Annotated in this window: 18 protein-coding genes; 13 read left to right on the top strand and 5 right to left on the bottom strand. The window is 72.2% G+C overall.

Going from position 1 to position 25,703, the window contains the following annotated elements; translation table 11 throughout:
- The first annotated feature begins 72 nt into the window (after positions 1 to 72).
- From fxsA to AC3EN4_RS10535, 3 genes are read left to right on the top strand one after another with little or no spacing between them, the layout of a single operon-like run.
- Complete coding sequence (gene fxsA, locus AC3EN4_RS10545; protein ID WP_435205745.1) at positions 73 to 264, top strand: FxSxx-COOH cyclophane-containing RiPP peptide; 192 nt, start codon at positions 73 to 75, stop codon at positions 262 to 264.
- A 47-nt stretch (positions 265 to 311) separates the two neighbouring features.
- Positions 312 to 1,478, top strand: a complete 1,167-nt coding sequence (locus tag AC3EN4_RS10540; RefSeq protein ID WP_435205744.1) for an FxsB family cyclophane-forming radical SAM/SPASM peptide maturase — start codon at positions 312 to 314, stop codon at positions 1,476 to 1,478.
- Positions 1,475 to 3,172, top strand: coding sequence for an aKG-HExxH-type peptide beta-hydroxylase (locus tag AC3EN4_RS10535; protein ID WP_435205743.1), 1,698 nt, complete (start codon positions 1,475 to 1,477; stop codon positions 3,170 to 3,172). Before AC3EN4_RS10540 ends, AC3EN4_RS10535 begins: the two co-directional genes overlap by 4 nt.
- 264 nt (positions 3,173 to 3,436) lie before the next feature.
- On the opposite strand, the gene fxsT is transcribed toward AC3EN4_RS10535, so the two are convergent.
- The 4 genes from fxsT to AC3EN4_RS10515 all read right to left on the bottom strand — a co-directional run bounded on the left by fxsT (position 3,437) and on the right by AC3EN4_RS10515 (position 13,096).
- On the bottom strand, positions 3,437 to 7,345 hold the full coding sequence (gene fxsT / locus AC3EN4_RS10530) for an FxSxx-COOH system tetratricopeptide repeat protein (RefSeq protein WP_435205742.1): 3,909 nt from the start codon (positions 7,343 to 7,345) through the stop codon (positions 3,437 to 3,439).
- A 12-nt stretch (positions 7,346 to 7,357) separates the two neighbouring features.
- Positions 7,358 to 8,599 carry a TIR-like protein FxsC gene (locus AC3EN4_RS10525; protein WP_435205741.1) on the bottom strand — a complete coding sequence of 414 codons (1,242 nt, stop codon included), beginning with the start codon at positions 8,597 to 8,599 and terminating at the stop codon, positions 7,358 to 7,360.
- 257 nt (positions 8,600 to 8,856) lie between these two features.
- The gene (locus AC3EN4_RS10520; protein WP_435205740.1) at positions 8,857 to 11,496 is read right to left on the bottom strand and encodes a discoidin domain-containing protein; all 2,640 of its coding nucleotides are present in this window, start codon (positions 11,494 to 11,496) and stop codon (positions 8,857 to 8,859) included.
- Between the two features lie 397 nt (positions 11,497 to 11,893).
- Positions 11,894 to 13,096, bottom strand: coding sequence for an ROK family transcriptional regulator (locus AC3EN4_RS10515; protein ID WP_435205739.1), 1,203 nt, complete (start codon positions 13,094 to 13,096; stop codon positions 11,894 to 11,896).
- Positions 13,097 to 13,333: 237 nt separating this feature from the next.
- Here AC3EN4_RS10515 and AC3EN4_RS10510 point away from each other — a divergent pair, with 237 nt between their 5' ends.
- The 10 genes from AC3EN4_RS10510 (at position 13,334) to AC3EN4_RS10465 (ending at position 23,400) form a co-directional block, all read left to right on the top strand.
- A complete protein-coding gene (locus AC3EN4_RS10510; RefSeq protein ID WP_422740527.1) occupies positions 13,334 to 14,632 on the top strand; it encodes an ABC transporter substrate-binding protein in 1,299 nt (432 codons plus the stop codon).
- A 70-nt stretch (positions 14,633 to 14,702) separates the two neighbouring features.
- Positions 14,703 to 15,695 (top strand): carbohydrate ABC transporter permease, encoded by a 993-nt coding sequence (locus AC3EN4_RS10505; protein ID WP_435205738.1) that lies wholly within the window; start codon positions 14,703 to 14,705, stop codon positions 15,693 to 15,695.
- Complete coding sequence (locus tag AC3EN4_RS10500; protein WP_422740529.1) at positions 15,688 to 16,527, top strand: carbohydrate ABC transporter permease; 840 nt, start codon at positions 15,688 to 15,690, stop codon at positions 16,525 to 16,527. The genes AC3EN4_RS10505 and AC3EN4_RS10500 overlap by 8 nt, the downstream gene beginning before the upstream one ends.
- Before the next feature lie 29 nt (positions 16,528 to 16,556).
- Positions 16,557 to 17,924, top strand: coding sequence for a GH1 family beta-glucosidase (locus AC3EN4_RS10495; protein WP_435205737.1), 1,368 nt, complete (start codon positions 16,557 to 16,559; stop codon positions 17,922 to 17,924).
- A gap of 191 nt (positions 17,925 to 18,115) precedes the next feature.
- The gene (locus AC3EN4_RS10490) at positions 18,116 to 18,613 is read left to right on the top strand and encodes a 2Fe-2S iron-sulfur cluster-binding protein (protein WP_435205886.1); all 498 of its coding nucleotides are present in this window, start codon (positions 18,116 to 18,118) and stop codon (positions 18,611 to 18,613) included.
- Positions 18,610 to 19,593, top strand: a complete 984-nt coding sequence (locus tag AC3EN4_RS10485; RefSeq protein WP_435205736.1) for an FAD binding domain-containing protein — start codon at positions 18,610 to 18,612, stop codon at positions 19,591 to 19,593. The genes AC3EN4_RS10490 and AC3EN4_RS10485 overlap by 4 nt, the downstream gene beginning before the upstream one ends.
- Entirely contained in the window at positions 19,590 to 21,680 is a 2,091-nt protein-coding gene (locus AC3EN4_RS10480) for a xanthine dehydrogenase family protein molybdopterin-binding subunit (protein ID WP_435205735.1), read from the top strand. The genes AC3EN4_RS10485 and AC3EN4_RS10480 overlap by 4 nt, the downstream gene beginning before the upstream one ends.
- A gap of 28 nt (positions 21,681 to 21,708) precedes the next feature.
- Positions 21,709 to 22,074 carry an ArsR/SmtB family transcription factor gene (locus tag AC3EN4_RS10475; RefSeq protein WP_435205734.1) on the top strand — a complete coding sequence of 122 codons (366 nt, stop codon included), beginning with the start codon at positions 21,709 to 21,711 and terminating at the stop codon, positions 22,072 to 22,074.
- Complete coding sequence (locus AC3EN4_RS10470; RefSeq protein ID WP_435205733.1) at positions 22,074 to 22,712, top strand: SRPBCC family protein; 639 nt, start codon at positions 22,074 to 22,076, stop codon at positions 22,710 to 22,712. Before AC3EN4_RS10475 ends, AC3EN4_RS10470 begins: the two co-directional genes overlap by 1 nt.
- A gap of 172 nt (positions 22,713 to 22,884) precedes the next feature.
- Entirely contained in the window at positions 22,885 to 23,400 is a 516-nt protein-coding gene (locus AC3EN4_RS10465) for an NUDIX domain-containing protein (protein WP_422740535.1), read from the top strand.
- A gap of 332 nt (positions 23,401 to 23,732) precedes the next feature.
- Here the strand turns inward: AC3EN4_RS10465 and AC3EN4_RS10460 are convergent, their stop codons facing one another.
- Positions 23,733 to 25,679: an ABC transporter ATP-binding protein gene (locus tag AC3EN4_RS10460; RefSeq protein ID WP_435205885.1), complete on the bottom strand. Its 1,947-nt coding sequence runs from the start codon at positions 25,677 to 25,679 to the stop codon at positions 23,733 to 23,735.
- Positions 25,680 to 25,703: the final 24 nt, after the last annotated feature.

Genomic DNA, 25,703 nt, shown 5'->3' with positions numbered 1-25,703 from the left:
CGATGGTGTAGAAAGGCGGAGTGAGCGCAGCGGTGACTCAGGTGCCGGCCTTCGACCGAAGGACGGTCCACGGTGGCTGACCACGACCAGCCGCCCATCGGACGCACTGTCGGCACCGCTCTGGTGCAGCTCGGCGACGTACCTTTGGCGGACCTGTTGGCCGGCGCCGGCGACGGCGTCCTGGCGCACGTGCTGGGCACATTGACCGCCGAGGGTGAGCCGGGCCGGCCCGGCGACGTGTCGGCCTTCGAGTCGAGCTTCTGACCGTGCCGGCCGACGCCCCGCCGTCGGCCACCCGACACCGCCCTGCCGTGACCGCGCCCCACGTCCGCCAGGTGGTGCTGAAGGTCCACTCGCGGTGCAACCTGGCCTGCGACTACTGCTACGTCTACCGGCACGCCGACCAGGACTGGCGGTCCCGGCCCCGGATCATGGCCCCCGGCACGGTGAGCCGGGTCGCCGACCGGCTCGCCGCCCACATGAGGCGGCACGGCACCGAGCGGGTCCGGGTGGTGCTGCACGGCGGTGAGCCTCTGCTCGCCGGCCTCGCCGCGCTCGACCGGACGGTCCGCACGCTGCGCGCCGCGCTGCCCACCGGCGCCACTCTCGACGTGGCGATGCAGACCAACGGGCTGCTGCTCGACGAGGCGGCGCTCGAGCTGTGCCACACGCACCGCATCGACGTCGGCGTCAGCGTGGACGGTGACCGGACGGCCAACGACCGGCACCGCCGGCACGCCGACGGGCGCGGCAGCTACGCCGAGGTGGCCACCGCGCTGCGCCTGCTGGCGCGGCCCGAGCACCGCGCCCGTTACGCCGGTCTGCTCTGCACCGTGGACCTGGCCAACGACCCGATCGCCGTCTACGAGGGCCTGCGGGAGTTCGACCCGCCCCGGCTGGACCTGTTGCTGCCGCACGGCAACTGGAGCGTTCCCCCGCCCGGGCGGCACCCCGACGACCCCGCCACCCCGTACGCGGACTGGCTGATCGCGGTCTTCGACCGCTGGTACGCCGAGCGACCCCGGCGGACCGGCATCCGGCTGTTCGAGTCGCTGATCGCGCTGCTGTTGGGCGGTCGCAGCGGCACGCAGGCGCTCGGTGTGGCCGAGCCGGACGTGATGACGATCGAGACCAACGGCACCATCGAGGGCACCGACACGCTCAAGACCACCACCGCGGCGGCGATGCGGACCGGCTACGACGTGTTCCGGCACAGTTTCGACGAGGCGCTGCGGCACCCGTCGCTGGCCGGGCGTCCTACCGGGATGGCGGCGCTCGCGGCGGCCTGCCGCGCCTGCCCGGTGGTGGACGTCTGTGGCGGCGGCCTGTACGCGCACCGCTTCCGCGACGGCGTCGGTTTCGCCCAGCCGTCGGTCTACTGTGCGGACCTGTTCCGGCTGATCTGGCACGTCCGGGAACGGGTGAGCGCCGACGTGGCGGCGCTGCGCCGGCAGAGCGTACCGGCGGCGCACCGATGACCGGCCCGCTGACGGCACCCCAGCTCGCCGGGCTGGCCGCCGGTCGCGGCGACGCGGACACCATCGCGGTGTTGCGGGGCGGGCAGCTCGGACGACGCCGGCTGTTGACCGTCGCCGCGGCCCGCGCCTGCCATGACGAGCCGCTGGTACGGCAGAGTCTGGACCTGCTCACCCGGGCCGAGCAGGCCGACCCGGCGACGGTCGGCGCGGTGCTGGCCCATCCACCGGTGACCGGCTGGGCCCGGGCCGCGCTCGACGGCGCCGCCGGGCCCAGCTACCTGGCCACGCTCGCTGCGGCGGCGGCCGTCCGCGCCGGCCTGACGTTCACGCTGACGCTGCCCCGCCCGGCCGACGGGGTCCTGCCGCTGCCCACCGTCGGCGCGGCGTCCGGCCTGCCCGCCGACGGCCCGGTCCGGCTGCACGGCACGGCCGGCGAGCTGCGGATCGACGACGGCTCGGACGACCACGGGGTACGCGTCGACACCCGCGCCGGTCGGCTGCGCGACGCGGGCGACAGCGGGATCGACTGGCAGCCGGCCCGGCGGACCGTGCCGTTCGACCCGGCCGGGGTGCTGGTCGACGACCAGGACCCGTGGCGCGACTGCTACCACCGGCCGTCCGCGCCCCGGCTGGACGACGCGGGCGCGGCCCGGCTGGACCGTCTCGCCGCCGGGGCCGGGCAGTGGCTGCGCGACCACCTTCCGGCGCACGTCGACGCGCTGGCCGGTCTGCTGCGCTCGCTCGTACCGCTGCGACCGCCGCCCTCCGGTAACCCGGTGAGCGCCACCAGCAGGGACGCGCTGGGGGCCATCGCGCTCTCCGTGCCGGCCGACCCGCAGACCCTCGCGCTGCTGCTCGTGCACGAGGTGCAGCACACCAAACTCGGCGCGCTGCTCGACCTCGTCCCGCTGCACCATGCGGGTGGGCCGGCACGCTACCGGGCGCCGTGGCGGCTGGACCCGCGTCCGGTCGGCGCGCTGCTCCAGGGCGCGTACGCCCACCTAGGAGTGGCCGAGGTGTGGCGGCAGCGCCGGCACGAGGGCGTCGCGGCCGCGTTCGAGTACGCGTACTGGCGGGAGCAGACCATCCGCGCGGTCCGGCAGCTCGCCGGGGCGAGCGAGCTGACCGACGCCGGCCGGTCGTTCGTGGCCGGCATGGCGGGCACGTTGCACGGCTGGCGTGACCCGGTCGACGGCCCGGTCGAGGCCGCCGTGCGGGACGTGGCGGACGCCGGTGCGGTGCGCTGGGGCCTGGCCAACCTGCGGCCCGATCCGGACGGGGTGGCCCGGCTGGCGCACGCGTGGCGGCACGGGGTGCCGCCGGCTCTCGACCGCGCGCCGTCGACGGTCGTCCCGGCACCGGCCCGGCCCGCTCTCACCGTGGCCAGCGGCCCCGAGGCGGCCGTCCGGCACCGGCTCCTGGGCGGCGGGGGGCCGCACCAGTCGAGCCCGAGCGACCAGGCGTACGCGGCGGGCAACTCCGAGGACGCGTTGGCCGGGTACCGACGGCGTCTCACCGCCGACTCCGGCGACGTCGACGCCTGGGTGGGGCTCGCCCTGACCGCCCACCGCACCGGGCAACCTGCGGCGGCGCGGGTGCTCACCCGCCGACCCGAGCTGGTACGAGCGCTGAGCCACGCGCTCCCCGACGCCGACCCGCTCACGCTCGCGGCCTGGCTGGCACAGCCCGCCTGACCGGTCGGCTGGCGAACCGTGACGCCGACGCCCCTGGACGCGACGCCAGGGCCAGCCGTGCGCGCATGCGCCAGGGGACCAGCCGCCGCCGGATGCGACGCCAGGGGCCCGCTTGTGTCCTTTGCTCTGCTTCAACTGGCGCAACACTCGCGGCCCAGAAGTGTTGCGTGGAGTGAAGCAGTGCAAAGGACGCACGAGAGATGGTCGAGGTGGGACGGCGACGCCGCCGGGGCTTGACTGCGCGGGCGTGGGGGGTGGCGCGGTTCAGAGCAGCGCCGGCTCGATGTAGGCGTTGGAGCGTTCCCGCTGGCGGGCCTGCACCACCCGGGGATTGTCACCGCCGAAGAGCTGCACGAGTTGCCCGAACGCCTCGTCGTAGAGCGCCCGGCCGGCGTCCGCCTCGCTCTCGGTCACCTGGCGGCTCAACGCGAGGTTGACCGACGCCGAGAGGGTGTCCGGGTGCTCGGCGCCCAGCGCCCGGGTCAGCTCCACGTACGCGGTGGTGTCCAGCAGCAACGCGTTGTCCGGGTCGCCGAGGGCGAACAGGTCGTTGGCGAGGTTGAGGGTGGCCAGCAGGGTGTGCGGATGCCGCTCGCCGAGGCTGGTCAGCAACTGGTCGCGGACCCGCTGGGACAGCTCCCGGGCCTGCGTGTGGTCGCCCTGCTTACGCAGCAGCACACCGAGGTTGTTGAGGCAGGCCAGGGTGATGGCGTGCGACTCGCCGAGCACATCCTTGTAGCCGTCGCGCAGGCGCCGCGCCATACGCAGGGCGGTCTGGTTGTCACCCACGGCCGACCAGGTGGTGGCCAGGGCCATCTCGGCCGAGAGGGTGTCGGCGTGCTCGGCGCCGAGCGTGCGCTGGTAGCGGACCACGGTCCGCTCGATCAGCCGGTGCGCGTCGGTGAAGCGACCGAGCTGACGCAGCGTGAGTGCCAACTCCTTCGCCGTGCGCAGGGTCTCCGGATGGTCCGGGCCGTTCACCTTCTGCTGGCTGGTGTACGTGCGTTGCAGCACGCTGTGCGACCGCCACAGTTCGCCGGTGTCGCGCAGGCCGCGCCCGTAGTTGCTGGCCGACGCCAGGGTGGACGGGTCCTCCTCGCCGAACCGGTCCCGCCGCCGCTCGTGGATGTGCTGGTCCAGGGCAGCCGCGCCACGGAAGTCACCGACCAGGCGCAGGGACACGGCGAGGTTGTTCTCGGCGGTCAGCGTACGGCCGCTGTCGTCGCCGAAGCTGCGTACGCTCAACTCCAGCGTGCGCCGGTCCTGCGCCTCGGCCTCGTGGTACAGGCCCTGGGCGCGTAGGTCGGCACCGAGGCTGCGGGCCGTCATCAGGGTGTAGAGGTGCTCCTCGCCGAAGATCCGCCGCTGCCGGTCGTAGACGTCCCGGTCGATCTCGTACGCCCGGTCGAAGTGGCTCTGCGCACGCAGCACGTTCGCCAGGTGGAAGCGCATGCGCAGCCGGGTGGGGTCGTCCTCGTCGGTGTCGCGCCACCCGGTCAGCGCGTCCTCGGCGAGGGTACGGCTGGTGTCGTAGTCGCCCCGCCGGTAGAGGTAGCGCACGATGTCCACGACGAGCTGCCGCGCTTCGTCCAGAGTGGACAGGTGCAGGCCGCTGGGGCGTACGTGCGGCCACAGCTCGGCGTACTCGGGCCAGTTGACCGGCTTGTCGGGGTCGCGGGGATTGGCGGCGGCGAGCAGTAGTTGGGCTTCCCGGCGGGCCTCGTCGGGATCGCTGAGCTGGTCCTGGATCACCAACTGGACCAGCCGGTGGATCCGTACCGTGTTGTTCTCGGCGTCGACCTGGGCCAGGCCGTAGCGGCCCAGCTCGGCGGTGACCAGGCCCTGCAGGATCGGGTCGGTGAGCGTCGGGTCGATCGGCGCCATGAAGCTGGCGAAGCGGTCACCGGTGAGCATGGCGACCGGGATCGGCTCCGGGGCGTAGAACGAACACAGCTCCAGCAGCCGGGCCGCGGCCGGCTTCTCCTCGCGCAACTGGCCGAGGGTGAACAGCCAGGTGGCGGCGAGCGCCTTGGAGTAGCCGGCGGACTGCCGGCCGTCGAGGATGCGCAGCAGACCGGGGGTGTCCAGCGAGTTCAGGTACTTCTCCACCTGCATGGCGCTGGCCCGCAGGTACGCCGCGCCCTGCTCGACCGCGAGCGGCAGGTCGCCGAGTTTCTCGGCCACCTGGGCGGCCTCGGCCTCGGTGAGCCCGCGGACCCGGTCCCGCAGCAGTTGGACGCTCTCGGCGCGGTCGAAGACGGTCAGCTCGGTCGCGGTGGCGTACTCGCTCCAGCTCTGGTCGCGGGTCGTGAGCAGCACGTGGCCGGGCCCCTGCGGCAGCAGCGCGCGGGTGGCGTGGGTGGGCTTGTCGGCGTTGTCCAGGATGATCAGCCAGCGCTCGTCGGGCCCGGCGCGGCGCAGCGTGTCGAGCACCCGGCGGGCCGCCTCCGCGCCACCGCCGGTGCCCAGCCCCATCGCCTGCCCGAGGTCGGCGAGGCCACCGCGGATGCGGTCCTCGCTGTCCGCCGGGATCCACCAGACCAGGTCGTAGTCGCGGCCGAAGCGCAGCGCGTACTCGGCGGCGAGCTGGGTCTTGCCGACGCCACCGAGGCCGTGCACGACCTGGATGGCCGAGTCCGGCGCGGTGGTGAGCCGGTCGCGCAGCGCTTCGAGTTGGGCGGCCCGCCCGACGAACGGGGTGCCGTGCTGACGGACGTTGGAGATCGTCGGGAACGGGCCGGGGAACCGGCCGACCGCACGGCCGCCGGCCAGGACCGTCGCTCCGGCGGCCTCCAGCAGCCGGCTCCGGGCGGTGGACGGGTCGACGTCGGTGAGGTCCACCGGGCTGTGGTCGCTGTACGGCATGGTGAGCCGGGATTCGTCGACCCGCAGCGGAACCAGCACGCCCGCGCCGCCGAGCTGGTCCCGACCGGTGGCGTTCTTCCACACCTCGGCACCGAGGGGCGTGCTGGCGTAGTGCCGGGTGAGCACTGTCAGCACCCGACTCGCGCCGCTGACGGCCCGGTCGAACTCGGCCCGCCCGGCGGCGGCCACCGGCACGTCCAGCGCGCGGCGGTCCACCCGCAGCCCGGCGTCCTCCAACTGATCGGTGATCCACTCGGCCCAGAGCCGGTCGGCAGAGGCGTAGCTGAGCAGGACGGCCTGCTCGGCGCTGAGCCGGCTCCGTTCGAACTCGGCCAGCAAGCGGCGACGGTCCGTCTCGCCGATCGGGTGCAGCTGGGTGACCCGCTCGTCGGTGATCACCGAGGCTAGCTGCTCGTACGCGGTCAGCAGGGTGCCGACCTGCTCGGGCCGGTCACCGAAGGCGGCGAGGATCTCCTCGTAGGCGTAGAACGTGCGGTACGGCACCTCGATGGTGTTCCAGTAGCGGGCGGCCGCCGCGTCGGAGAGGTGGTCCAGGAACGGGGCGAACTCGGCGCGTACCAGGTCCCGACCGGTCTCCAGTTTGCGCAGCTCGGCGTCCTCCACGCGCATCGGCACCGGCAGCAGCAGCGGCGGGTCGTCCGGACGTTGGCTGCGGATCGAACGGGCCACCGCCGCCGCGCCCCGGATGCTCTGGGTGGACATGGTGAAGCAGTTGACCACCAGGTCGGGCAGTTGGACGGTGCAGATGCCGGCCACGTCGCTGAGGCCGGTACGGCTGTCGATCAGCACCACGTCGTACTCGGCGCGCATCTGCGCCCGGACCGCGTCGATGAACGACGCGCCGCCCTGGCGCTCGTAGAAGTTGGCCCAGTCGAAGGTGCTCACGAGCCGGGAGTACGCGGAGTCCTGCTGCCCGGCGGCCACGAAGTCGATCACCCCGCCGTGGCTGAAGTCCCAGTTCAACGAGACCGCCCGGCGTTGGATCTTGGCGTGGCCGGTGAGGAGTTCCTGGGAGTCCTCGTCCCGGTTGCGCTGCATCGTGGCGATCGAGTAATCCCAGATCATCTCGATGACGCCGGGGGTGGCACGCAGTTCCTTGTCCCGTAGGAACGGATGGAAGTAGCGGTGCAGGCCCGGAGACTCCAGGTCCCAGTCGACGACCAGCACCTGCAGGCCCTGGCTGGCCAGGATCCAGGCCACGTTGGCCAGCGCCATCGTGCGGCCGGTGCCGCCCTTGTACGAGTAGAAGGTCACGATCTGGCCGCGTGCCGTCTCGTTCACCGCCATGGCGTGCCTCCCCTAGGGACCTTCGAGGATCGGGCGAGGACCGGAGCCGTCGGAGGTCGGCTCCTGGTAGACCGTGCCCGTGCGGTAGATCCGGCCCTGCTCGACCACCAGCACGTCCTCCAGTTCCTCCTGGAAGCGCGCGGAGGTCGCGATCTCGGTGCGCCACACGTCGCGGTTGTTGTGCACCACGTGATGCGGAAGCACCCGGGCCAGGGTGTCCCACATCTTGCGGTTGCCGCCGGCGGCCGCGTCGTCGGCGGCCGTCCACGGCACCAGTACCGGCGACCGTGGCGAGTCCACGTCGCGGTCGTAGGTGATCAGACTGACCTCGTAACGCGGCAGGTCGGCGGACCAGACGTCGACCACCAGCACGACGATCTGGTTGTGCGCCCGCGCCCACTCCCGGATCGCCGCCAGCTCTCCGGCGTCCTCGACCGTCCAGCCGTAGCTCTTGGTGGTGGCGATGGCCCCGGCCCAGCTGCCGATCGGCACCTCCAGCTCGGGCCGGTACGGCCGCCAGTCCCGCGAGACCGCGCCGTAGCGGTCCTCGGCGCCGGGCCGGCTGCCGGTCAGCTCGGCGGAGCTGCCGGCGACCAGCACGATGTGCACGTGTCGGGCACTGGTGGCGCGCTGCACCGCCGGCGACACGCTCTGGCCGTGGTGCGCCTGCGGCCGCGACGGCCCGCCGAAGGCACTTGTCACCTTGGACAGCACCGGGCGCTGCGCCGGACGGTGCAGGGCGTGGTCACGCGCGGTCTGCACGATGTGCCGGGCGAGGGCGTCGACGAAGTCCTTGTAGTCGTCCTCGTGCCGCTTGCGCTGCTTGAGGGTGAGCAGGCCGTCCTGGGCGTAGGCGGTGCCGGTGTGGAAGTTGCGGTACTGGAAACCGGCGACCGCCTTGGGCAGCCGGTCACACGGGAGCCACTGCACCGGCACGATCGCGGGCGGGCGGATGCGGAACTGCCGCTCGTGCTCCTCGATCCGGTCGACGAAGACCTGGAACTCCCGACCGCAGTAGTCGCTGACGACGTACCGCGGCGAGGTGAGCGCGACGAGGCAGGCGCTGCTGGACAACGCGTCGGAGAGGGTGTCCGGCCAGGTGCTGCCGAGCGGGATGTGCCCGTCGATGAACCCCGCCTCGGTCCAGTGCAGGGCGGCCAGTCCGGCCACCGCCTCGCTGAGATCGACGAAGAACTCCTGGATCTGGCTGTTGCGGTTGTCCTCTTGGGCGTAACTCAGGAAAAAGAGTGGCACGCCCGCCTCCGCTCACGGGTTCCACGACCGGTAGGCACAGTATAGGACCGTCGATGCCAGCTCATCCTGGCCGCGATCATCGGCGCGGGCGCGCGAAGAGTCATATGCCCGACGCTTTCGGGTGGCCGCGGTGCTGTCGTACGCGGAGACGACCGTGGCCGGCCCGGTCTTCGGCGGGACCGGGCCGGCCTCGGCCCTGGGTACGATCCGCGCCGGCCCGGTCCGATGAGTCAACCGGATAGGCGCGGACGCCCCGGTCAGGGGTAGTTCGTCAGGTACACCGTCTGGTTGGCCGCGTTCGCGGTGCCGCCGGCGTTGTTGATCACCCGGTTGATGGTGCCGACGCCACCGAGCGAGACGGTGACCATGTTGGTGAAGCGCACGTTCGGGTTGACCGGCACCTCGAAGCTGTGCTCCTCGACCACTGCGGGGTTGACGTTGAAGTAGCTGTAGCTACCGAGGCCGAACGCCTGGTGGCTGGTCACCGAGTCGGCCACCTTGTACGCGGCGTAGCCGCGGGTCGACCCGTTCATCCAGGCCGCCTGGTTCGGCGGGTCGTACGGCAGTTCGTTCTGGTAGAAGTACGTCCGCCCACCGTTGCCGTTCCAGATGGTCTGGTACTTCTGGTAGTGCTCGACGAAGAGGCCGTACATGGTGACGTCGTCGCCGTTGACGGTGAGCCCGGTGTCGGCGGTGTTCAGCGTCCACCCGGTGGGCACGCCCTGTGCGGCGTGGTCGGCCCGCCACAGCCACATGTGGTCGCCGATGACGTTGTCGCTGTTGACGGTCAGCGTGTTGGTGGCCTTGCCGACGTGCGGGCCGCCGATGCGGAAGAACACGTCGTGCAGCGAGGTCGGGTTCGCGGCGTGGCTCGCGGACGAGCCGGACGGCCCGACCTCCATGAGCACCGGCGAGTTGGTGGTGCCGGCCTCGAACATGATGCCGGCGACCTTGACGCCGTCCACGTCGGCGACCCGCATGCCGACGCTGCCGTTGTCGGCCTGGATGGTGGCCAGGCCGAGGCCGAGGATCACCGTGTCGGCCCGGTTGACCTGAATCGGCTCGGTGACGTGGTGCACGCCCGGGGTGAAGAGCAGGTGCCTGCCCTGGGCGAGAGCGGCGTTGATCGTGGCCGCGCTGGTGCCGGGCTGGACCACGAAGAACTGCGACAGCGAGATCGACGAGCCGGCCGGGGTCTTGTTGTACCAGCTCGTGCCGGTGGAGTTGGTGCGCAGGGCGGGTACGAAGACCCGGTACTCGCCGCCGCTCGTCACGTACAGGAACGGCTTCTCGCGGACCTGCGGGGTCTGCGCGATGACCGTGTGCGACGGGTTGGGGAAGCTCGGCGGCGGGGCGCCGTTGACGCCCTGGAAGACCATGTTCCACACCGAGCCGGTCCAGCCGTTGCCGAACTCGCTGTTGCGCGAGTACCACTGCTGCTGCGAGCCGGAGACGACCAGGCCGTCGATGCGGGTGTCGGCCAGCAGACCGCCGCTGGACCAGCCGTCGCCGCCGTTCCAGAGCTGGATCTGGTTCTGCGCGCCGCGCAGGTGCATCCGCCGGTACGGCGCGGCCTGCGACACCGCCCAGCGCTCCACACTGACGCCGGAGGGCAGCGTCACCGAGAGGTTCTCCGCGGCCCGCCAGAAGTTCTGCGTGGCGTTGCCGCCGAACCAGGTCGCCTCGGCCCGGACGTGGCCGTTGAGGTTGACGTCGTCCGGGCTCATGCCGAGGCCGGCGACCTGGGTGAAGAAGCCGAGGTTGACGTCGGCGGTATAGGTGCCCGGCTTGAACAGCACGGCGTAGCGCTGCGCGCCGAACTGGTTGGTCTCCTGCTGCGTGAAGATGGTGTTCAGTCGACTCTGGATGGTCGACGTCGGGGTGCTCGGGTCGAAGACGTACGTGTTCGCGCCGAGGTTGGGGTTGTACGGGTCGGTCGTGCTGACCGGAGGCTCGCTGGTGCCGCCGCCGGTGGTGTTGACCGCCACCTCCCAGAGCGAGTAGCCGTAGGCGGTGCCCCGCGCGGTGCCGTACACGCGCAGGTAGCGTCCGGTGCCGGTGACGGTGAGGCTCTGCGTGCCACCGGTGGCCGTGGTGGTGGAGTAGATGGTGGTCCAGGTGGAACCGTCGGCCGAGGTCTGGAGCTGGAAGGCCCGGGCGTACGCGGCCTCCCAGGTCAACGTGACGCGGCAGATCGTACGGCTGCTGCCCAGGTCGACGCGCAGCCACTGCGGATCGCTGGCGGCGCTGGCCCAGCGGGTGCCGGTGTTGCCGTCGACGGCCGCGGACGCGGGGGTGCCGGCGTTCTCGGTGGACGAGGCGGTCGCCGGGCTGCCCTGCGCCACGTTGGCGCTGCCGCAGGTGGACGTGTCGCCGCCGGTCTCGCCGTAGACCTGGAACTCCCACAGGGAGTAGCCGTAGGCGGTGCCCCGGGCGGTGCCGTACATCCGCACGTACCGGCCGGCGCCGGTGACGGTGAGGTTCTGCGTGCCGCCCGCGCCGGTGGTGGTCGAGTAGATCGTCGTCCAGGTGGCGGCGTCGTCGGAGGTCTGGATCTGGAAGGCGCGGCCGTAGGCGCCCTCCCAGAGCAGGTTGACCTGGCTGATGGTGGCCCGCGCGCCGAGGTCGACCTGGAGCCACTGCGGGTCGCTGAAGGCGCTGGCCCAGCGGGTGCCGGTGTTGCCGTCGACCGCGGCCGAGGCGGGAGTGCCGGCGTTCTCGGTCGACGAGGCCGTGGCCGGGCGACCCTGCGAGAGCAGGGTGGGGGCGGCCTGCGCGGGTGCCGTGGCCACCGCCGGGGTCAGGGCCGCCACCAGGGCCACCGCGACTCCGGTGAGGAGGTGCCGAACGGTCCGCCGCCGGGGACGCGGGCGTACGGATGTAGCACGAGATGTCATGACATCGCCTGTCGATAGGGCGTTACGGACGCCGTGCGGGTGGAGGTCGGATTTCGCCCGTGGTGCCGTGGGTGGTGCCGCCGATGCGACGCCGCGGGGAGGAGAGCGCTCTCGTAGGAGTGTTGCGGCGAGATTGCGGCGGCGTCAAGACATCGATCTATAACTTCGTTATTTATCCCGAGGATCAGATTTTGTGTAATTCCGCCCCCTCCCCCACCGTCCCCGGCCGCGCGCCCACCGGGCCTCACCCCGGCGCCCACCGCGCGTCGACCCCGCGCCGACCCCGCGGCGACCCCGCGCCGACCCCGCGCTGACCCCCGGTGATCAAGAGGTTGGCGTCAGGAACCGCGTCTGGGATGACGCGAACCTCTTGATCACCGCACCACAGGGGGTGGGGTCAGGAGGGGCGGACGCCGCCGGCCGTCAGGAAGCGGGCTATCGGGAGGGTGGCCGCGCCGAGGGCCACCGCGTCGACGCCCAGGCGGCAGAGTTCGATCGACGCCTGCTCGTACGGTTGGCGCAGCGCCTGCCGGCCGGCGGCCTCGCGTACGGCCGGCAGCAGGTCGCCCAGCGCCATCGCCGCCCACCCGCCGAGGACCACCCGCTCCGGGTTGAACAGGTTGATCAGGTTGGCCACCCCGGCGCCCAGGTAGCCGGCGGTGTCGTCAAGTACCCGCCGGGCGGTGGCCGACGTGTCGGCGGCGGCGACCAGCGCGGCGAGCTGGGACTCCTCGTCCTCGCCCGGAACGGCGCGACCCCGACGGGCCTCCCGGTACCGGTCGATGATCGCCTCCGCGCCCACGTACGCCTCGAGGCAGCCGCGCGCGCCGCACCGGCAGGTCCGCCCGCCGTACACCAGGGTGGTGTGGCCCCACTCCCCCGCGCTGCTGGACGCGCCCCGGTAGGTGGCGCCGTTGGTCACCACGGCCGCGCCCACACCCGAGCCGACCAGCGCGAACACCGCGTGCCGGGCACCCCGGCCGGCGCCGAACCACATCTCGGCCTGGCCGAGGGTCTTCGCGCCGTTGTCGATGTGCAGCGGCAGGTCGGTGCCGGCGCCGATGAGGCGTTCCAGCGGCACCCGGTCCCAACCGAGCGCCTGGGCGTGCACGACGGCCTCGTCGCCCTGCTCGACCACACCGGAGACGCCGATGCCGACGCCGAGCACGTCGGCGGTGGCCACGCCGGCCCGGCCGGTGACCGCCTCGATGCCGGACAGCACGTGCCCGGCCACCACGTCCGGTTCGGTACGCGCCGGGTCGAGCGGGTACTCGACGCTGGCGAGCAGCGTCATCGCGAAGTCGAACAGCTCGACCCGGACCCGGGTCTCGCCGACGTCCACGCCGATCACGAACGCGTACCGGGGGGCGACCCGCAGCAGCATGCTGGGTCGGCCGCCGTCGGACTCGGCGGCCCCGGCCTCGACGACGATGCCCTCGTCGATCAGGTCGGTCACCACGTTGCTCACCGCCGGCTGGCTCAGCCCGGTGCTGCGCACCAGGTCCTGCCGGGTGAGCGGGGCATCGAGGAAGAGCTTCGTCAGCAGGGCGGACCGGTTGCGCAGCCGGACGCTCCGGTTGGTGGCACGCGCCAGCTCCACTCGTCACCTCGTTCCCGTCGGCCGTAGGTGGCGACTGTAACCGCACCGTGCTTGACGACCCACCGGCCAACCACTTTAATGACGACATTCATTAAGCCGTGATGTAACTCCCGGGAAACGCCGAAGGACCTCCGACGGCGCGTCCGGAGAAACCCCGTCCGCAGCCGACCGACGTCGCCTCGCCCCTATCGACGACGACGGTCGGCGGACCCCCACCACGCACCGGAAGGGCTGACCGTGTCGAGACGACACCTCGGGATATTCGCTGCCGCCGTACTGGCCGCCGCATCGCTCACCGCCTGCGGCGGCTCCGGCGACGACTCCGGCTCGTCGCCGAAGACCCTCACCTACTGGGCCAGCAACCAGGGCCCCAGCCTGGAGGCTGACAAGACCACCCTCCAGCCCGAGCTGGACAAGTTCGAGAAGCAGACCGGCATCAAGGTCAACGTCGAGGTGGTCCCCTGGTCGGACCTGCTCAACCGGCTGCTCGCCGCCGCCACCTCGGGCAAGGGCCCGGACGTGGTGAACATCGGCAACACCTGGTCGGCGTCGCTGCAGGCCACCGGCGCGCTGGTCGAGTTCGACGACGCCACGCTGCAGGCCGTCGGCGGCAAGGACCGGATCGTGCCCGCCGCGCTCGCGGCCGCCGGTGCGCCCGGCAAGCCGCCGGCCGCCGTGCCGCTCTACTCCATGGCGTACAGCCTCTACTACAACAAGAAGATGTTCGCCGACGCGGGGATCACCGCGCCGCCGACGACCTGGGAGCAGGTCGCCGAGTACGGCAAGAAGCTCAGCACCGGCGGCAAGTGGGGCCTGGCCATCGAGGGGGCGAACCCGTCGGAGAACGCCCACCACGCCTTCACCTTCAGCCAGCAGTACGGCGGTGAGTGGTTCGACTCGGCCGGCAAGCCGACCTTCGACACCCCGCAGAACGTCTCGGCCATCAAGCGCTACATCGACTTCATGGCCGCCGACAAGATCACCAACCCGAGCAACGCCGAGTACGCGCAGAACCAGTCGGTCTCGGACTTCGCCAACGGCAAGGCCGCGATGCTGCTCTGGCAGTCCGCCGGCTCGAACCTCAAGTCGCAGAACATGCCGGCCGACGCGTACGGCGTGGCCCCGGTGCCGTTCCTGGCGAACCCGCCGGCCGGCGGCAAGAAGGTCAACAGCATGGTGGCCGGCATCAACATGGCGGTCTTCAAGCACACCAAGAACAAGGACGGCGCGCTGAGCTTCGTCAAGTTCATGACCAGCGACGAGGAGCAGACGATCCTCAACAAGACGTACGGCTCGCTGCCGGCGGTCAAGACCGCCGCCACCGACCCGGCGTTCAGCGCCCCGGAGCAGAAGAGCATCCAGGAGACGCTTGTCACCACCGCCGCCCCGCTGCCGCAGGTGCCCGACGAGAGCACCTTCGAGACCCTGGTCGGCACCGCGATGAAGGAGTTGTTCGCCGACGCGGCGAGCGGCAAGCCGGTCACCGAGGAGTCGGTGAAGGCGAAGCTGACCGACGCGCAGCAGAAGATGCGCTGACCCACGCAGCGCCGGTGGCCGTGGTCGGGTGCTGAGCCCGGCCACGGCCACCGCCTCCGAGAGGACCCCGATGGCAACCAGCACCACCGCGCCGGACGCCGACCGGCGCGTACCCCGGGCCGGGTCACCCGCCCCGGGATCCGCCCGCCGGCCACGCGGCCCCCGCCGATCCCTCCTGCCGTACCTGCTGCTCGCCCCGGCCATCGTGCTGGAACTCGCCGTCCATGTGATCCCGATGGTGGTCGGGGTCTGGATGAGCCTGCTGGAGCTGACCCAGTTCCACATCCGCGACTGGTCCACCGCGCCCTTCGTCGGCCTGGAGAACTACCGGGCCACGCTCGACCTGAACAGCGCCGCCGGCAAGGAGCTGCTGCACTCGTTCTGGGTGACGCTGGTCTACAGCGTGCTCTCGGTCGGGTTCGCCTGGCTGCTCGGCATCGCGGCGGCGGTCGTGCTGCAGAAGCCGTTCCGCGGGCGGGCCCTGCTGCGGGCGCTGTTCCTCACCCCGTACGCGCTGCCGGTCTACACCGCCGTGATCACCTGGAGCTTCCTGCTCCAGCGCGACACCGGCCTGGTCAACCACGTGCTCGTCGACCAACTCGGGCTGCTGAACGAGCGGCCGTTCTGGCTGATCGGCGACAACAGCTTCTGGTCGCTGCTGGTGGTGTCGGTCTGGCGCAACTGGCCGTTCGCGTTCCTCTGCCTGATGGCCGGCCTGCAGAACGTGCCCGGCGAGCTGTACGAGGCCGCCGCGATCGACGGCGCCGGGTTCTGGCGTCGGCTGCGCTCGGTCACCCTGCCCATGCTGCGCCCGGTGAACCTGGTGCTGCTGCTGGTGCTGTTCCTGTGGACGTTCAACGACTTCAACACGCCGTTCGTGCTCTTCGGCGGCTCCGCGCCCGAGCAGGCCGACCTGATCTCCATCCACATCTACCGCAGCTCCTTCAAGACCTGGGACTTCGGGTCGGGCTCGGCGATGTCGGTGGCGCTGCTGCTGTTCCTGCTGGTCGTCTCGGCCGCGTACCTGCTGATCACCAACCGCCGGAGGGACGACCATGCGTGAGACCGCCGGTGAGCGCTGGGGCCGACGCATCGTGCTGACCCTGCTCACCCTCTTCGTCGTCATCCCGCTCTACGTGATGGTCACCTCGGCGGCGAAGCCGCTGCGGGACGTCCAGAACGGCTTCACCTGGTGGCCCAGCCGGCCCACCCTGCAACCGTTCGTCGACATGTGGAGCACCGTGCCGCTGGCCCGCTACCTGGTGAACAGCCTCGTGGTGTCGAGCGTCGCGGCGGTCTGCTCGGTCGCGATCGCCATCTTCGCCGCGTTCGCGGTCAGCCGGTACCGGTTCCGAGGCCGGGGCGTCTTCACGGTGACCGTGCTGTCCACGCAGATGTTCCCCGGCATCCTGTTCCTGCTGCCGCTGTTCCTCATCTACGTCAACCTGGGCAACGCCACCGGCATCGAGCTGTACGCCAGCCGGACCGGCCTGATCATCACGTACCTGACCTTCTCGTTGCCGTTCTCGATCTGGATGCTGGTCGGCTACTTCGACTCGATCCCCCGAGGGCTGGACGAGGCGGCGCAGGTCGACGGCGCCGGGGCGCTGCGCACCCTGTTCCAGGTCATCCTGCCGGCCGCCGTGCCCGGCGTCGTCGCGGTGACCGTGTACGCGTTCATGACCGCCTGGGGCGAGGTGCTGTTCGCCTCGGTGATGACCGACGAGGGCAGCCGCACCCTGGCGGTCGGCCTTCAGGGCTACTCGACCCAGTTCAACGTCTACTGGAACCAGATCATGGCCGCGTCGCTGGTGGTCAGCATCCCGGTCGTCGCCGGGTTCCTGGCCCTGCAGCGGTACTTCGTCGCCGGCCTCACCGCCGGCGCCGTCAAGTGAGACACCCCAACCCAGAGGAGAGCCTTCCCGTGCCGGACCTGTCCAAGCTGCCACCCGACTTCCTCTGGGGCGTTGCCACGGCGGCGTACCAGATCGAGGGGGCCGTCGACGTCGACGGCCGGGCGCCGTCCATCTGGGACACCTTCTCGGCGACCCCGGGCAAGGTCGACAACGGCGACACCGGAGCGGTGGCCTGCGACCACTACCACCGGTGGCCGGAGGACCTGGCGCTGCTGCGCCGGCTCGGCGTGGACGCGTACCGGTTCTCGGTGGCCTGGCCCCGGGTGATGCCCGAAGGCGTCGGCCGGGTCAACGCCGCCGGGCTGGACTTCTACGACCGGCTCGTCGACACGCTGCTCGCCGACGGGGTACGGCCGTTCGTCACGCTCTACCACTGGGACCTGCCGCAGGCCCTGCAGGACTCCGGCGGCTGGCCGGAGCGCGCCACCGCCGAGGCGTTCGCCGACTACGCGGCGGTCGTCGCCGGTCGCCTCGGCGACCGGGTGGCCGACTGGAACACCGTGAACGAGCCGCTCTGCGTGTGCTGGATCGGGCACCTGGAGGGCACGATGGCCCCCGGCGAGCGGGACCTCACCCGCGCGGTGCACGCCTCGCACCACGTACTGCTCGGGCACGGGCTGGCCACCCAGGCTATCCGGGCGAACGCCGCCCGACCCGCCTCGGTGGGCCTGGTCGTCAACCTCAGCCCGATCGAGCCGGCGACGGACCGGCCCGAGGACGTCGCGGCGGCGCGACGGGCGGACGGCCACGTCAACCGCTGGTGGCTGGACCCGATCCACGGGCGCGGCTACCCGGCCGACATGGTCGAGACGTACGGCGTCGAGCCGCCGGTACGCGGTGACGACCTGGCGGTGATCGCCACGCCCACCGACTTCCTCGGGGTGAACTACTACTTCCGGCAGTTGGTGGTCGACGACCCGACCGGTCCGGCGCCGTACGCGAAGCAGGTGCCGGTGCCCGGCTCGGTGCAGACCGCGATGGGCTGGGAGATGTACGCGCCGGGCCTGGAGCGGCTGCTCGTCGACGTGCACGAGCAGTACCGGCCGGCCCGGATCATCGTCACCGAGAGCGGCTCGGCGTGGCACGACGAGGTCACCGCCGAGGGCACGGTGGAGGACAAGGAGCGTACCGACCACCTGGAGCAGCACCTGGCGGCGTGCGCGTCGGCGGTGGCCCGGGGTGTGCCGCTGGAGGGCTACTTCGTGTGGTCGCTGCTGGACAACTTCGAGTGGGCGTACGGCTACGACAAGCGCTTCGGGCTGGTGCACGTCGACTACGCCACCCAGCGGCGGACGGTGAAGGCGAGCGGTCTGCGCTACGCGGAGCTGATCCGCGCCCACCGGCACCTCGCCCGCGCCGGCACGCCGGTGGCCTGATACGGGGGGCGGACGGCCGTCCGGGTACCGCTGCGGCGGGTACCGGGGCGGCCGTCGCCGTTTCCGTGCGGCTCGTCCGCAGAGGGGTCTTCGTGTTATTTACCCGGATTTGTCCCGCGCACGGCTAACCTGGGGCGGTGTCCGCAGGAGCAGAGAGTCAGACAGTTGTCGACGCCCAGCACGCGTCGCGGGTGGCGTTCGACGTCAACGGCGTGCCGCGCGAGGTGACGCTGGACAACCGCACCACCCTGCTCGACACGCTGCGCGAGCACCTCGGCCTCACCGGCGCCAAGAAGGGCTGCGACCACGGCCAGTGCGGCTCCTGCACGGTACTGCTCGACGGTCGCCGGGTGAAGAGTTGCCTGCTCCTCGCGGTCACCCTGGACGGCCGCTCGGTGGTCACCGTGGAGGGGTTGGCCGACGGGGAGGAGCTGTCGCCGTTGCAGGCCGCGTTCATCGCGCACGACGCCTTCCAGTGCGGCTACTGCACCCCCGGGCAGCTCTGTTCGGCGCGCGGGATGCTCGACGAGGTCGAGCAGGGGTGGCCCAGCGCGGTCACCGAGGACCTCACCGCCGCGCCCGACCTCACCGACGCCGAGATCCGCGAGCGGATGGCCGGCAACCTGTGTCGCTGCGCCGCGTACCCGCACATCGTGGCGGCGGTCCGCGAGACGGCGGCGGCGCGATGAGGCCGTTCCGCTACCACCGGCCGGCCGACGTGGCCGACGCCGTCGCCGTGCTGGCCGCCGAGCCGCAGGCGGCGTACCTCGCCGGTGGGACCAACCTGGTGGACCTGATGAAACTCGGCGTGCAGCGCCCCGACGTGCTGGTGGACGTGAACCGACTGCCCCTGGACGCCGTCGAGGAGTTGCCCGACGGTGGGTTGCGGATCGGCGCGACGGTACGCAACAGCGACCTCGCCGTACACCCGACGGTCCGCCGCGACTACCCGGTGCTGACCCGCGCCCTGCTCGCCGCCGCGTCCGGGCAACTGCGCAACATGGCCACCACGGGCGGCAACCTGTTGCAACGCACCCGGTGCCCGTACTTCCAGGACACCGGCAAGGCGTGCAACAAGCGCGACCCGGGCAGCGGGTGCGCCGCCCTGCACGGCGAGAACCGGGACCTCGCGGTGCTGGACTGGTCCGAGCAGTGCGTGGCCACCCACCCGTCGGACCTGGCCGTCGCCCTCGCCGCGCTGGAGGCCGTGGTGGAGGTGCACGACACCGAGGGCGTCCACGACGTCCCCATGGTCGACCTGCACCGCTCGCCCGGCGCGCACCCGGAACGGGAGACCACCCTGACCCGGGGGGCGCTGATCACGGCCGTACGGTTGCCGGCGCTGCCCGCCGCGCGCCGCTCGACGTACCTCAAGGCGCGGGACCGGGCGTCGTTCGCGTTCGCGGCCGGCTCGGTGGCCGCGGTGCTGGACCTCGACGGCGACGTCATCCGCGACGTGCGGCTGGCCTACGGGGCGCTGGCCCACCGGCCGTGGCGCGCGTACCGGGCCGAGCAGGAGTTGCGCGGCCAGCCGTTCAGCCCCGAGTTGGCGGCGCGGGCCGCCGACGCGGAGTTGGCCGAGGCGCGGCCGCTGAGCGACAACGGCTTCAAGCTGCCGCTGACCCGGTCGATCACGGTACGGGTGCTCAGCGAACTGGCGGCGTCGTGAGCACCGGGGCGCTCGGTCGGGCGCACCCCCGGCTGGAGGGCCGGGAGAAGGTCACCGGCGCGGCCCGGTACGCGGTGGAGTATCCGGTCGAGGGCGTCACCTACGGCTGGGTGGTGCCCGCGGCCGTGGTACGGGGTCGGATCACCCGGATCGACACGGCTGAGGCGCTGGCCTCGCCCGGCGTACTGGCCGTCGTGCACCACGGCAACGCGCCCCGGCTGGCGAGCAACGCGGAGGCGGACCTGTGGCTGCTCCAGGACCCGGTGGTGCACTACCGGGGGCAGTACGTCGCGGTGGTGGTGGCCACCAGCCTGGAGGCGGCCCGCGAGGGTGCCCGGCTGGTACGTGTCGACTACGACGCGGGCCCGCACAGCACGGTGCTCACCGACGACCACCCCGGCCTGTACAAGCCGGACCACGTCAATCCCCACTACCCGACCGACACCGCGGAGGGCGACTTCGACGCCGGGTACGCGGCCGCGCCGGTCCGGGTGGACGCCACCTACCGCACTCCGGCGTACCACAACAACCCCATGGAGCCGCACGCCACCACGGCCCAGTGGATCGACGGTCGGCTGCTCGTGCACGACTCCAACCAGGGCGCATCGTCGGTGCAGGCCACCCTGGCCGAGCTGTTCGACCTGCCCCGGGAGTCCGTCCGGGTGGTCGCCGAACACGTCGGTGGCGGCTTCGGCAGCAAGGGGTACGCCAAGGCCGCGGTGGTGCTGACCGTCCTGGCCGCCCGGCACGTGGACCGGCCGGTGAAACTGGCGCTGACCCGCCAGCAGATCTTCGGGCCGATCGGCTACCGCACGCCCACCATCCAGCGGGTCCGGCTCGCCGCCGACGCCGACGGGCGACTCACCGCGATCAGCCACGACGCGATCAGCCAGAGCTCCACGATCCACGAGTTCACCGAGCAGACCGCCGTCTACACCCGCAGCATGTACGCCGCGCCACACCGCCGTACCACGCACCGGGTGACCCGCCTCGACGTGCCCACCCCCTTCTGGATGCGGGCGCCGGGCGAGTGCCCCGGCGCGTACGCCCTGGAGTCGGCGATGGACGAGTTGGCCGTGGCCGTCGGCATCGATCCGGTGGAGCTGCGCATCCGCAACGACCCCCAGGTCGACCCCGATCAGGGAGCGCCGTTCACGAGCCGCAACCTCGTGGCCTGCCTGCGCGAGGGCGCGCGGCGGTTCGGCTGGGCCGACCGGAACCCGACGCCCCGGTCCCGGCGTGAGGGACGCTTTCTGGTCGGCTCCGGCGTGGCCGGATCGGCGTACCCGACCCGGTCCCGCCCGTCCTCGGCGCGCGCCACCGCCCGCCCCGGCGGCGGCTTGCTGGTCGAGATCAACGCCACCGACATCGGCACCGGGGCGCGTACGGCGCTCTGGCTGGTCGCCGCCGACGCCCTGGGGGTGCCGCCGGAGCGCATCGAGATCAGGATCGGTGACAGTGACCTGCCCACCGCGCCGGTGGCCGGTGGCTCGATGGGGACATCGAGTTGGACCTGGGCGGTGATCCGGGCCTGCACGGCGCTGCGCGCCAAGCTACGCGACGGCACACCGCCGGACGTCGAGGTGAGCGCCGAGGCGGACACCTCCGACGAGGTGGCCGCCCAGGCCGCGCTCCCCCGGTACGCGTACGGGGCGCAGTTCGTCGAGGTCCGGGTGGACACCACCACCGGCGAGATCCGGCTCAACCGGATGCTCGGCGTGTTCGCGGCCGGCCGCATCGTCAACCCCACGACGGCGCGCAGCCAGCTCATCGGCGGCATGACGATGGGCCTGTCGATGGCGCTGCACGAGGGCGGCCTGCTCGACGAGCGGTACGGCGACTGGGTCAACCACGACCTGGCCACGTACCACATCACGGCCTGCCCGGACGTGGAGTCCATCGAGGCGTACTGGGTGGACGAGCACGACGACGAGCTGAACCTCGCCGGGGTGAAGGGCATCGGGGAGATCGGGATCGTGGGCGCGGCGGCTGCGGTCGCCAACGCCGTGTACCACGCCACCGGCGTACGGATTCGTGACCTGCCGATCCAGCTCGACAAGCTGATCGGGGTATCAGAGTTGGCTTAAATAAGCCATCGGTGATACAACTGTCGCCGTGCACGCCTTCGACGTGCTGGGCGATCCGGTCCGGCGCCGCATCCTGGAACTGCTCGCCGACGGCGAGCAGAGCGCCGGCGCGGTCAGCGCGGTCATCCGCGCCGAGTTCGGCATCTCCCAGCCCGCCGTGTCCCAACATCTCAAGGTGTTGCGGGACAACGGCTTCGCCACCGTGCGTCCGGACGGCGCCCGGCGGCTGTACGCGGTCGACCCACGCCCGCTGCGCGAGGTCGACGGCTGGTTGGAGCACTTCCGCCGGTTCTGGGCGCCACCCCTGGCGGCGCTCGCCACCGAACTGGCCCGGGGCCGACGCGAACGTCGCCTGCGCGGGCCCGCTGACCCATCCGACGAGAGGAACACCTGATGTTCGACGCGACCGAGCAGATCAACGCCGTGCAGCGGCAGGTCGGCAGCCGCGCCCTGGCCGCCGGCGAGGCGCGGGTGGCCACGCTCAGCCAGACCTACCAGGCGACGGCCGAGGACCTGTGGGACGCCTGCACCAACGCCGAGCGCATCCCCCGCTGGTTCCTGCCGATCAGCGGCGACCTGCGACTGCACGGCACGTACCAGCTTGAGGGCAACGCGGGCGGCACCATCGAGACCTGCGAACCCCCGCACCGCTTCACCGCGACCTGGGAGATGGGCGGCGAGGTGAGCTGGATCGAGGTGCGGGTCACACCGGTGGGCGACGATCGGGCCCGCCTCGACCTGGACCACATCGCGCACGTCGACCAGGACCGGTGGGCCCAGTTCGGACCGGGGGCCGTCGGTGTCGGCTGGGACCTGGGCCTGCTCGGTCTCGCCACGTACCTCTCCGGCGGCGTCGGCGTCCGACCGGAGGACAGCGCCGCGTGGGTCGTCTCCGCCGAGGGGCGACGGGCCATGGAGCTGAGCAGCCAACTGTGGAGCGAGGCGAGCATCGCCGCCGGCACCGACCCCGACGAGGCCAAGGCCGCCGCCGAGCGCACCACCGCCTTCTACACCGGCACGCCGGCCGCCTGAGGCGTGCGTCAAAGCCCTCGGTCGAGCCGAGGCGATCCGGCACGGCGACGATGGGTCGGATACCGGTGCTGTCTCCGACCCGTCGTCGCCGGCCGTCGTCCGGGCCCGCCGCAGGCCGGCCAGGGGCTTCGACACACGCCCTGAGCGTCGCCGGCGGGTAACGTGCTGCGGCATGACCGGTACGCCGTACTCGCACTGCTCCTACTGCGGCGCCGCCTACCCGCCGGCGGCCGGCTGGCCGCGCGTCTGCGCGGTCTGCGGCGAGACCGTCTGGCGCAACCCGCTGCCCGTCGCGGTGGCGGTGCTTCCGGTCCGCACGGCCGTGGGCCTGGGCGTGGTGGTGGTCCGCCGGGCCATCGAGCCGGCCCGCGGGCTGCTCGCGCTGCCCGGCGGTTTCATCGAGTACGGCGAGGAGTGGTCCGATGCGCTGGTGCGTGAACTGTGGGAGGAGACCGGGCTGGTGGCGGACGCCCGCGACGCCCGGCTCCTCGCGGTGCGGGGCGCACCGCAGGGCGGCACCATGATGATCTTCGGGGCGCTGCCGGAGCGGGCCGCCGAGGACCTGCCGCCGTCGCGGCCCACCGAGGAGGCGACCGAGTGGTTGGTCCTGACCGACCCGGTCCAGCTGGCGTTCTCCACCCACACCCGCGTCCTGGCCGACTTCCTCACCGCACCCCACCACGCCTGACCCCAGCCACCGGGTCGGCCTGGCCCAGGACCGTGCAGGACGAGCGCGCCCCGGCACGTTGATCCACTCGGGTTCGGTGAACTCGGCGCGTTCCCCACGTCACGACACCCCGACTTCCCCGAACCCGAGTCGATCACGCCCCAGCCCCGACCCCGACCCCGACCCCGACCCCGGCCCCGGCCCCGGCCCCGGCCCCGGCCCCGGCCCCGGCCCCGGCCCCGGCCCCGGCGATCTTGCACTTTCTGTGGCGACATAAGGGCCCATAACGCCGAATTCGACAACCGAAACTGCAAGATCGCGGGGACAAGGACAGGGACAGGGACAGGGGTGGATCAGCGGCGGGGGGCGGTTTCGCCGGTGTGGGCTCGGTAGCCGCTGGCCTGTAGCTCGAACAGCTCGCGGTAGAGGCCGCCGGCCGCCATCAGCTCGTCGTGGTTGCCCTGCTGGACGAGGCGGCCCTGATCCATCACGAAGATCCGGTCGGCGTGCCGGACGTTCGCCAACCGGTGGGTGATCAGGACGACCGCGCGGTCGGGGCGCCGACGCAGGTGTTGGAACAGGGCGTGTTCGGCGCGGGCGTCCAGCGCCGCCGACGGCTCGTCGCAGATCAGCAGGGCGGCGTCGCGGTAGAGGCCGCGCGCGGCGACCAGCCGTTGCCACTGCCCGCCGGACAGCTCGTGGCCGTTCTTGAACTCCCGGTCGAGCAGGGTGTCGTAGCCGTGCGGCAGGCCCAGGATCATGTCGTGGGCGGCGGCCGCGTCGGCCGCCTCCTGCACGCTGGGGCCGGGCCGGTCGGGGGTACGGTCGTGCCGGCCCACCCGGATGTTCTGCCCGGCGGTGAACGGGAACTTCCAGTACTCCTGGGTCATCACGGCGACCAGCGCGCCGAGCGCCCGCGGGTCCAGCTCGGCGGCGTCGACGCCGTCCCAGTGGATCGTTCCGCCGGTCGGCTGGTAGAGCCCGGCGATCAGCTTGGCGAGAGTGGTCTTGCCGGAGCCGTTCTCACCGACCAGGGCCACCACCTCGCCGCGTCGGATCGTCAGGCTGACCCGGTCCACCGCGGGCGTGTCGGTGTCCGGGTAGCGCAGACTCACCTCGTGCAGCTCGATCGCCTCGACGCCGTCGGCTGTCCGGCTGCCGCCGACGGGCACCCGGCCCTGCGCCCGGGTGAGGAAGTCCCGGTAGTCCTGGTAGTAGAGGGCGTCCTCGTACAGCGAGTTGGTGGCGACGACCGCGACGCCCAGGCTGGTCCGGGCGGACTGCAGGGCGAGCAGGGCGGTGGCCGCGGCGGCGAGGGCGACCATACCGGCGAGCAGCAGGCCGCCGAGCACCGCGTACACGCCGAAGGTGGCCAGGCCGGCCACGGTGGCGCCGGCCACCCGGGTACCGGTCTGCGAGCGGACCAGCCGTAGTTGGGCGCGGGTCTCGACGGCCATCACGCCCCGGTACTCGGCGAGCAGGAACTCGCGCATCTGGTAGGCGCGCACCTCGGCGGCGGTGTGCCGGTTGGCCATCAGGTGGGCGAGCATCCACATGCGCCGCCGACGGGTGATCCGGGCCAGCATCGCCAGGTACTCGCGGCGGGCCATCCTTACGGCCGTGACCGCCTGGGGCACCGCGGCGAGCAGCAGGCACGGCAGCAGCAGCGGTTGGATGACGGTCACCGCGACGGCGGTCGCGAGCATGCCGACCACGCCGGTTACCAGGTTGACAGTGTGGTCGACGATCCAGGCCGCCTCGACCATGCCCCGATCGCGGACGCGGTCCATCTCCTCGGCGAACCCGGCGTCGTCGAACGCCGCCAGGTCCACCGCCGTGGTGGCCTCGAACAGCCGTAGCTCCACCTGGTAGTTGATCTGTGGGGTGAGCCGGGCCTGGGCCCAGCCGGCGGCGATCGTCAGGCCGCCGCGCGCCGAGATCGCCGTCGCGGCCACGATCAGCGCCGGCAGGGCGGAGCGCACCCGGTCCGGGGTGGGACCGGCGGCGAAGAGCTCCCGCAGTACGCCGGTCGTCGCGAGCAGGCCGAAGGTGGTCATCACCCCGGCGGCGACGTTCAGGCCGATGGAGGCGACCGTGTCCGTGCGGTTGGTGGCCCAGGCCAGGGCCACCGCCTCACGGACCAGCCTCGGCAGCCGGCGGGCCACCGCCCAGAAGCTGGTGTGCGCGAAGGTGTGCGCGTGGTGCATCCAGGCGGCGTCCTCCAGCTCCGGCAGCACCGAGCCGTCATCGGGCGGGTCGTTCGGCTGGTCGTCGTGGTTCGCGGTACGCGGGCGGGCCATCGAGTCCACGGACGCTCCTCGGGG

The organism is Micromonospora sp. bgisy143 (assembly GCF_057708145.1).
The sequence above is the reverse complement of the archived record's forward strand: the minus strand, read 5'-3'. Positions and strand labels throughout refer to the sequence as shown.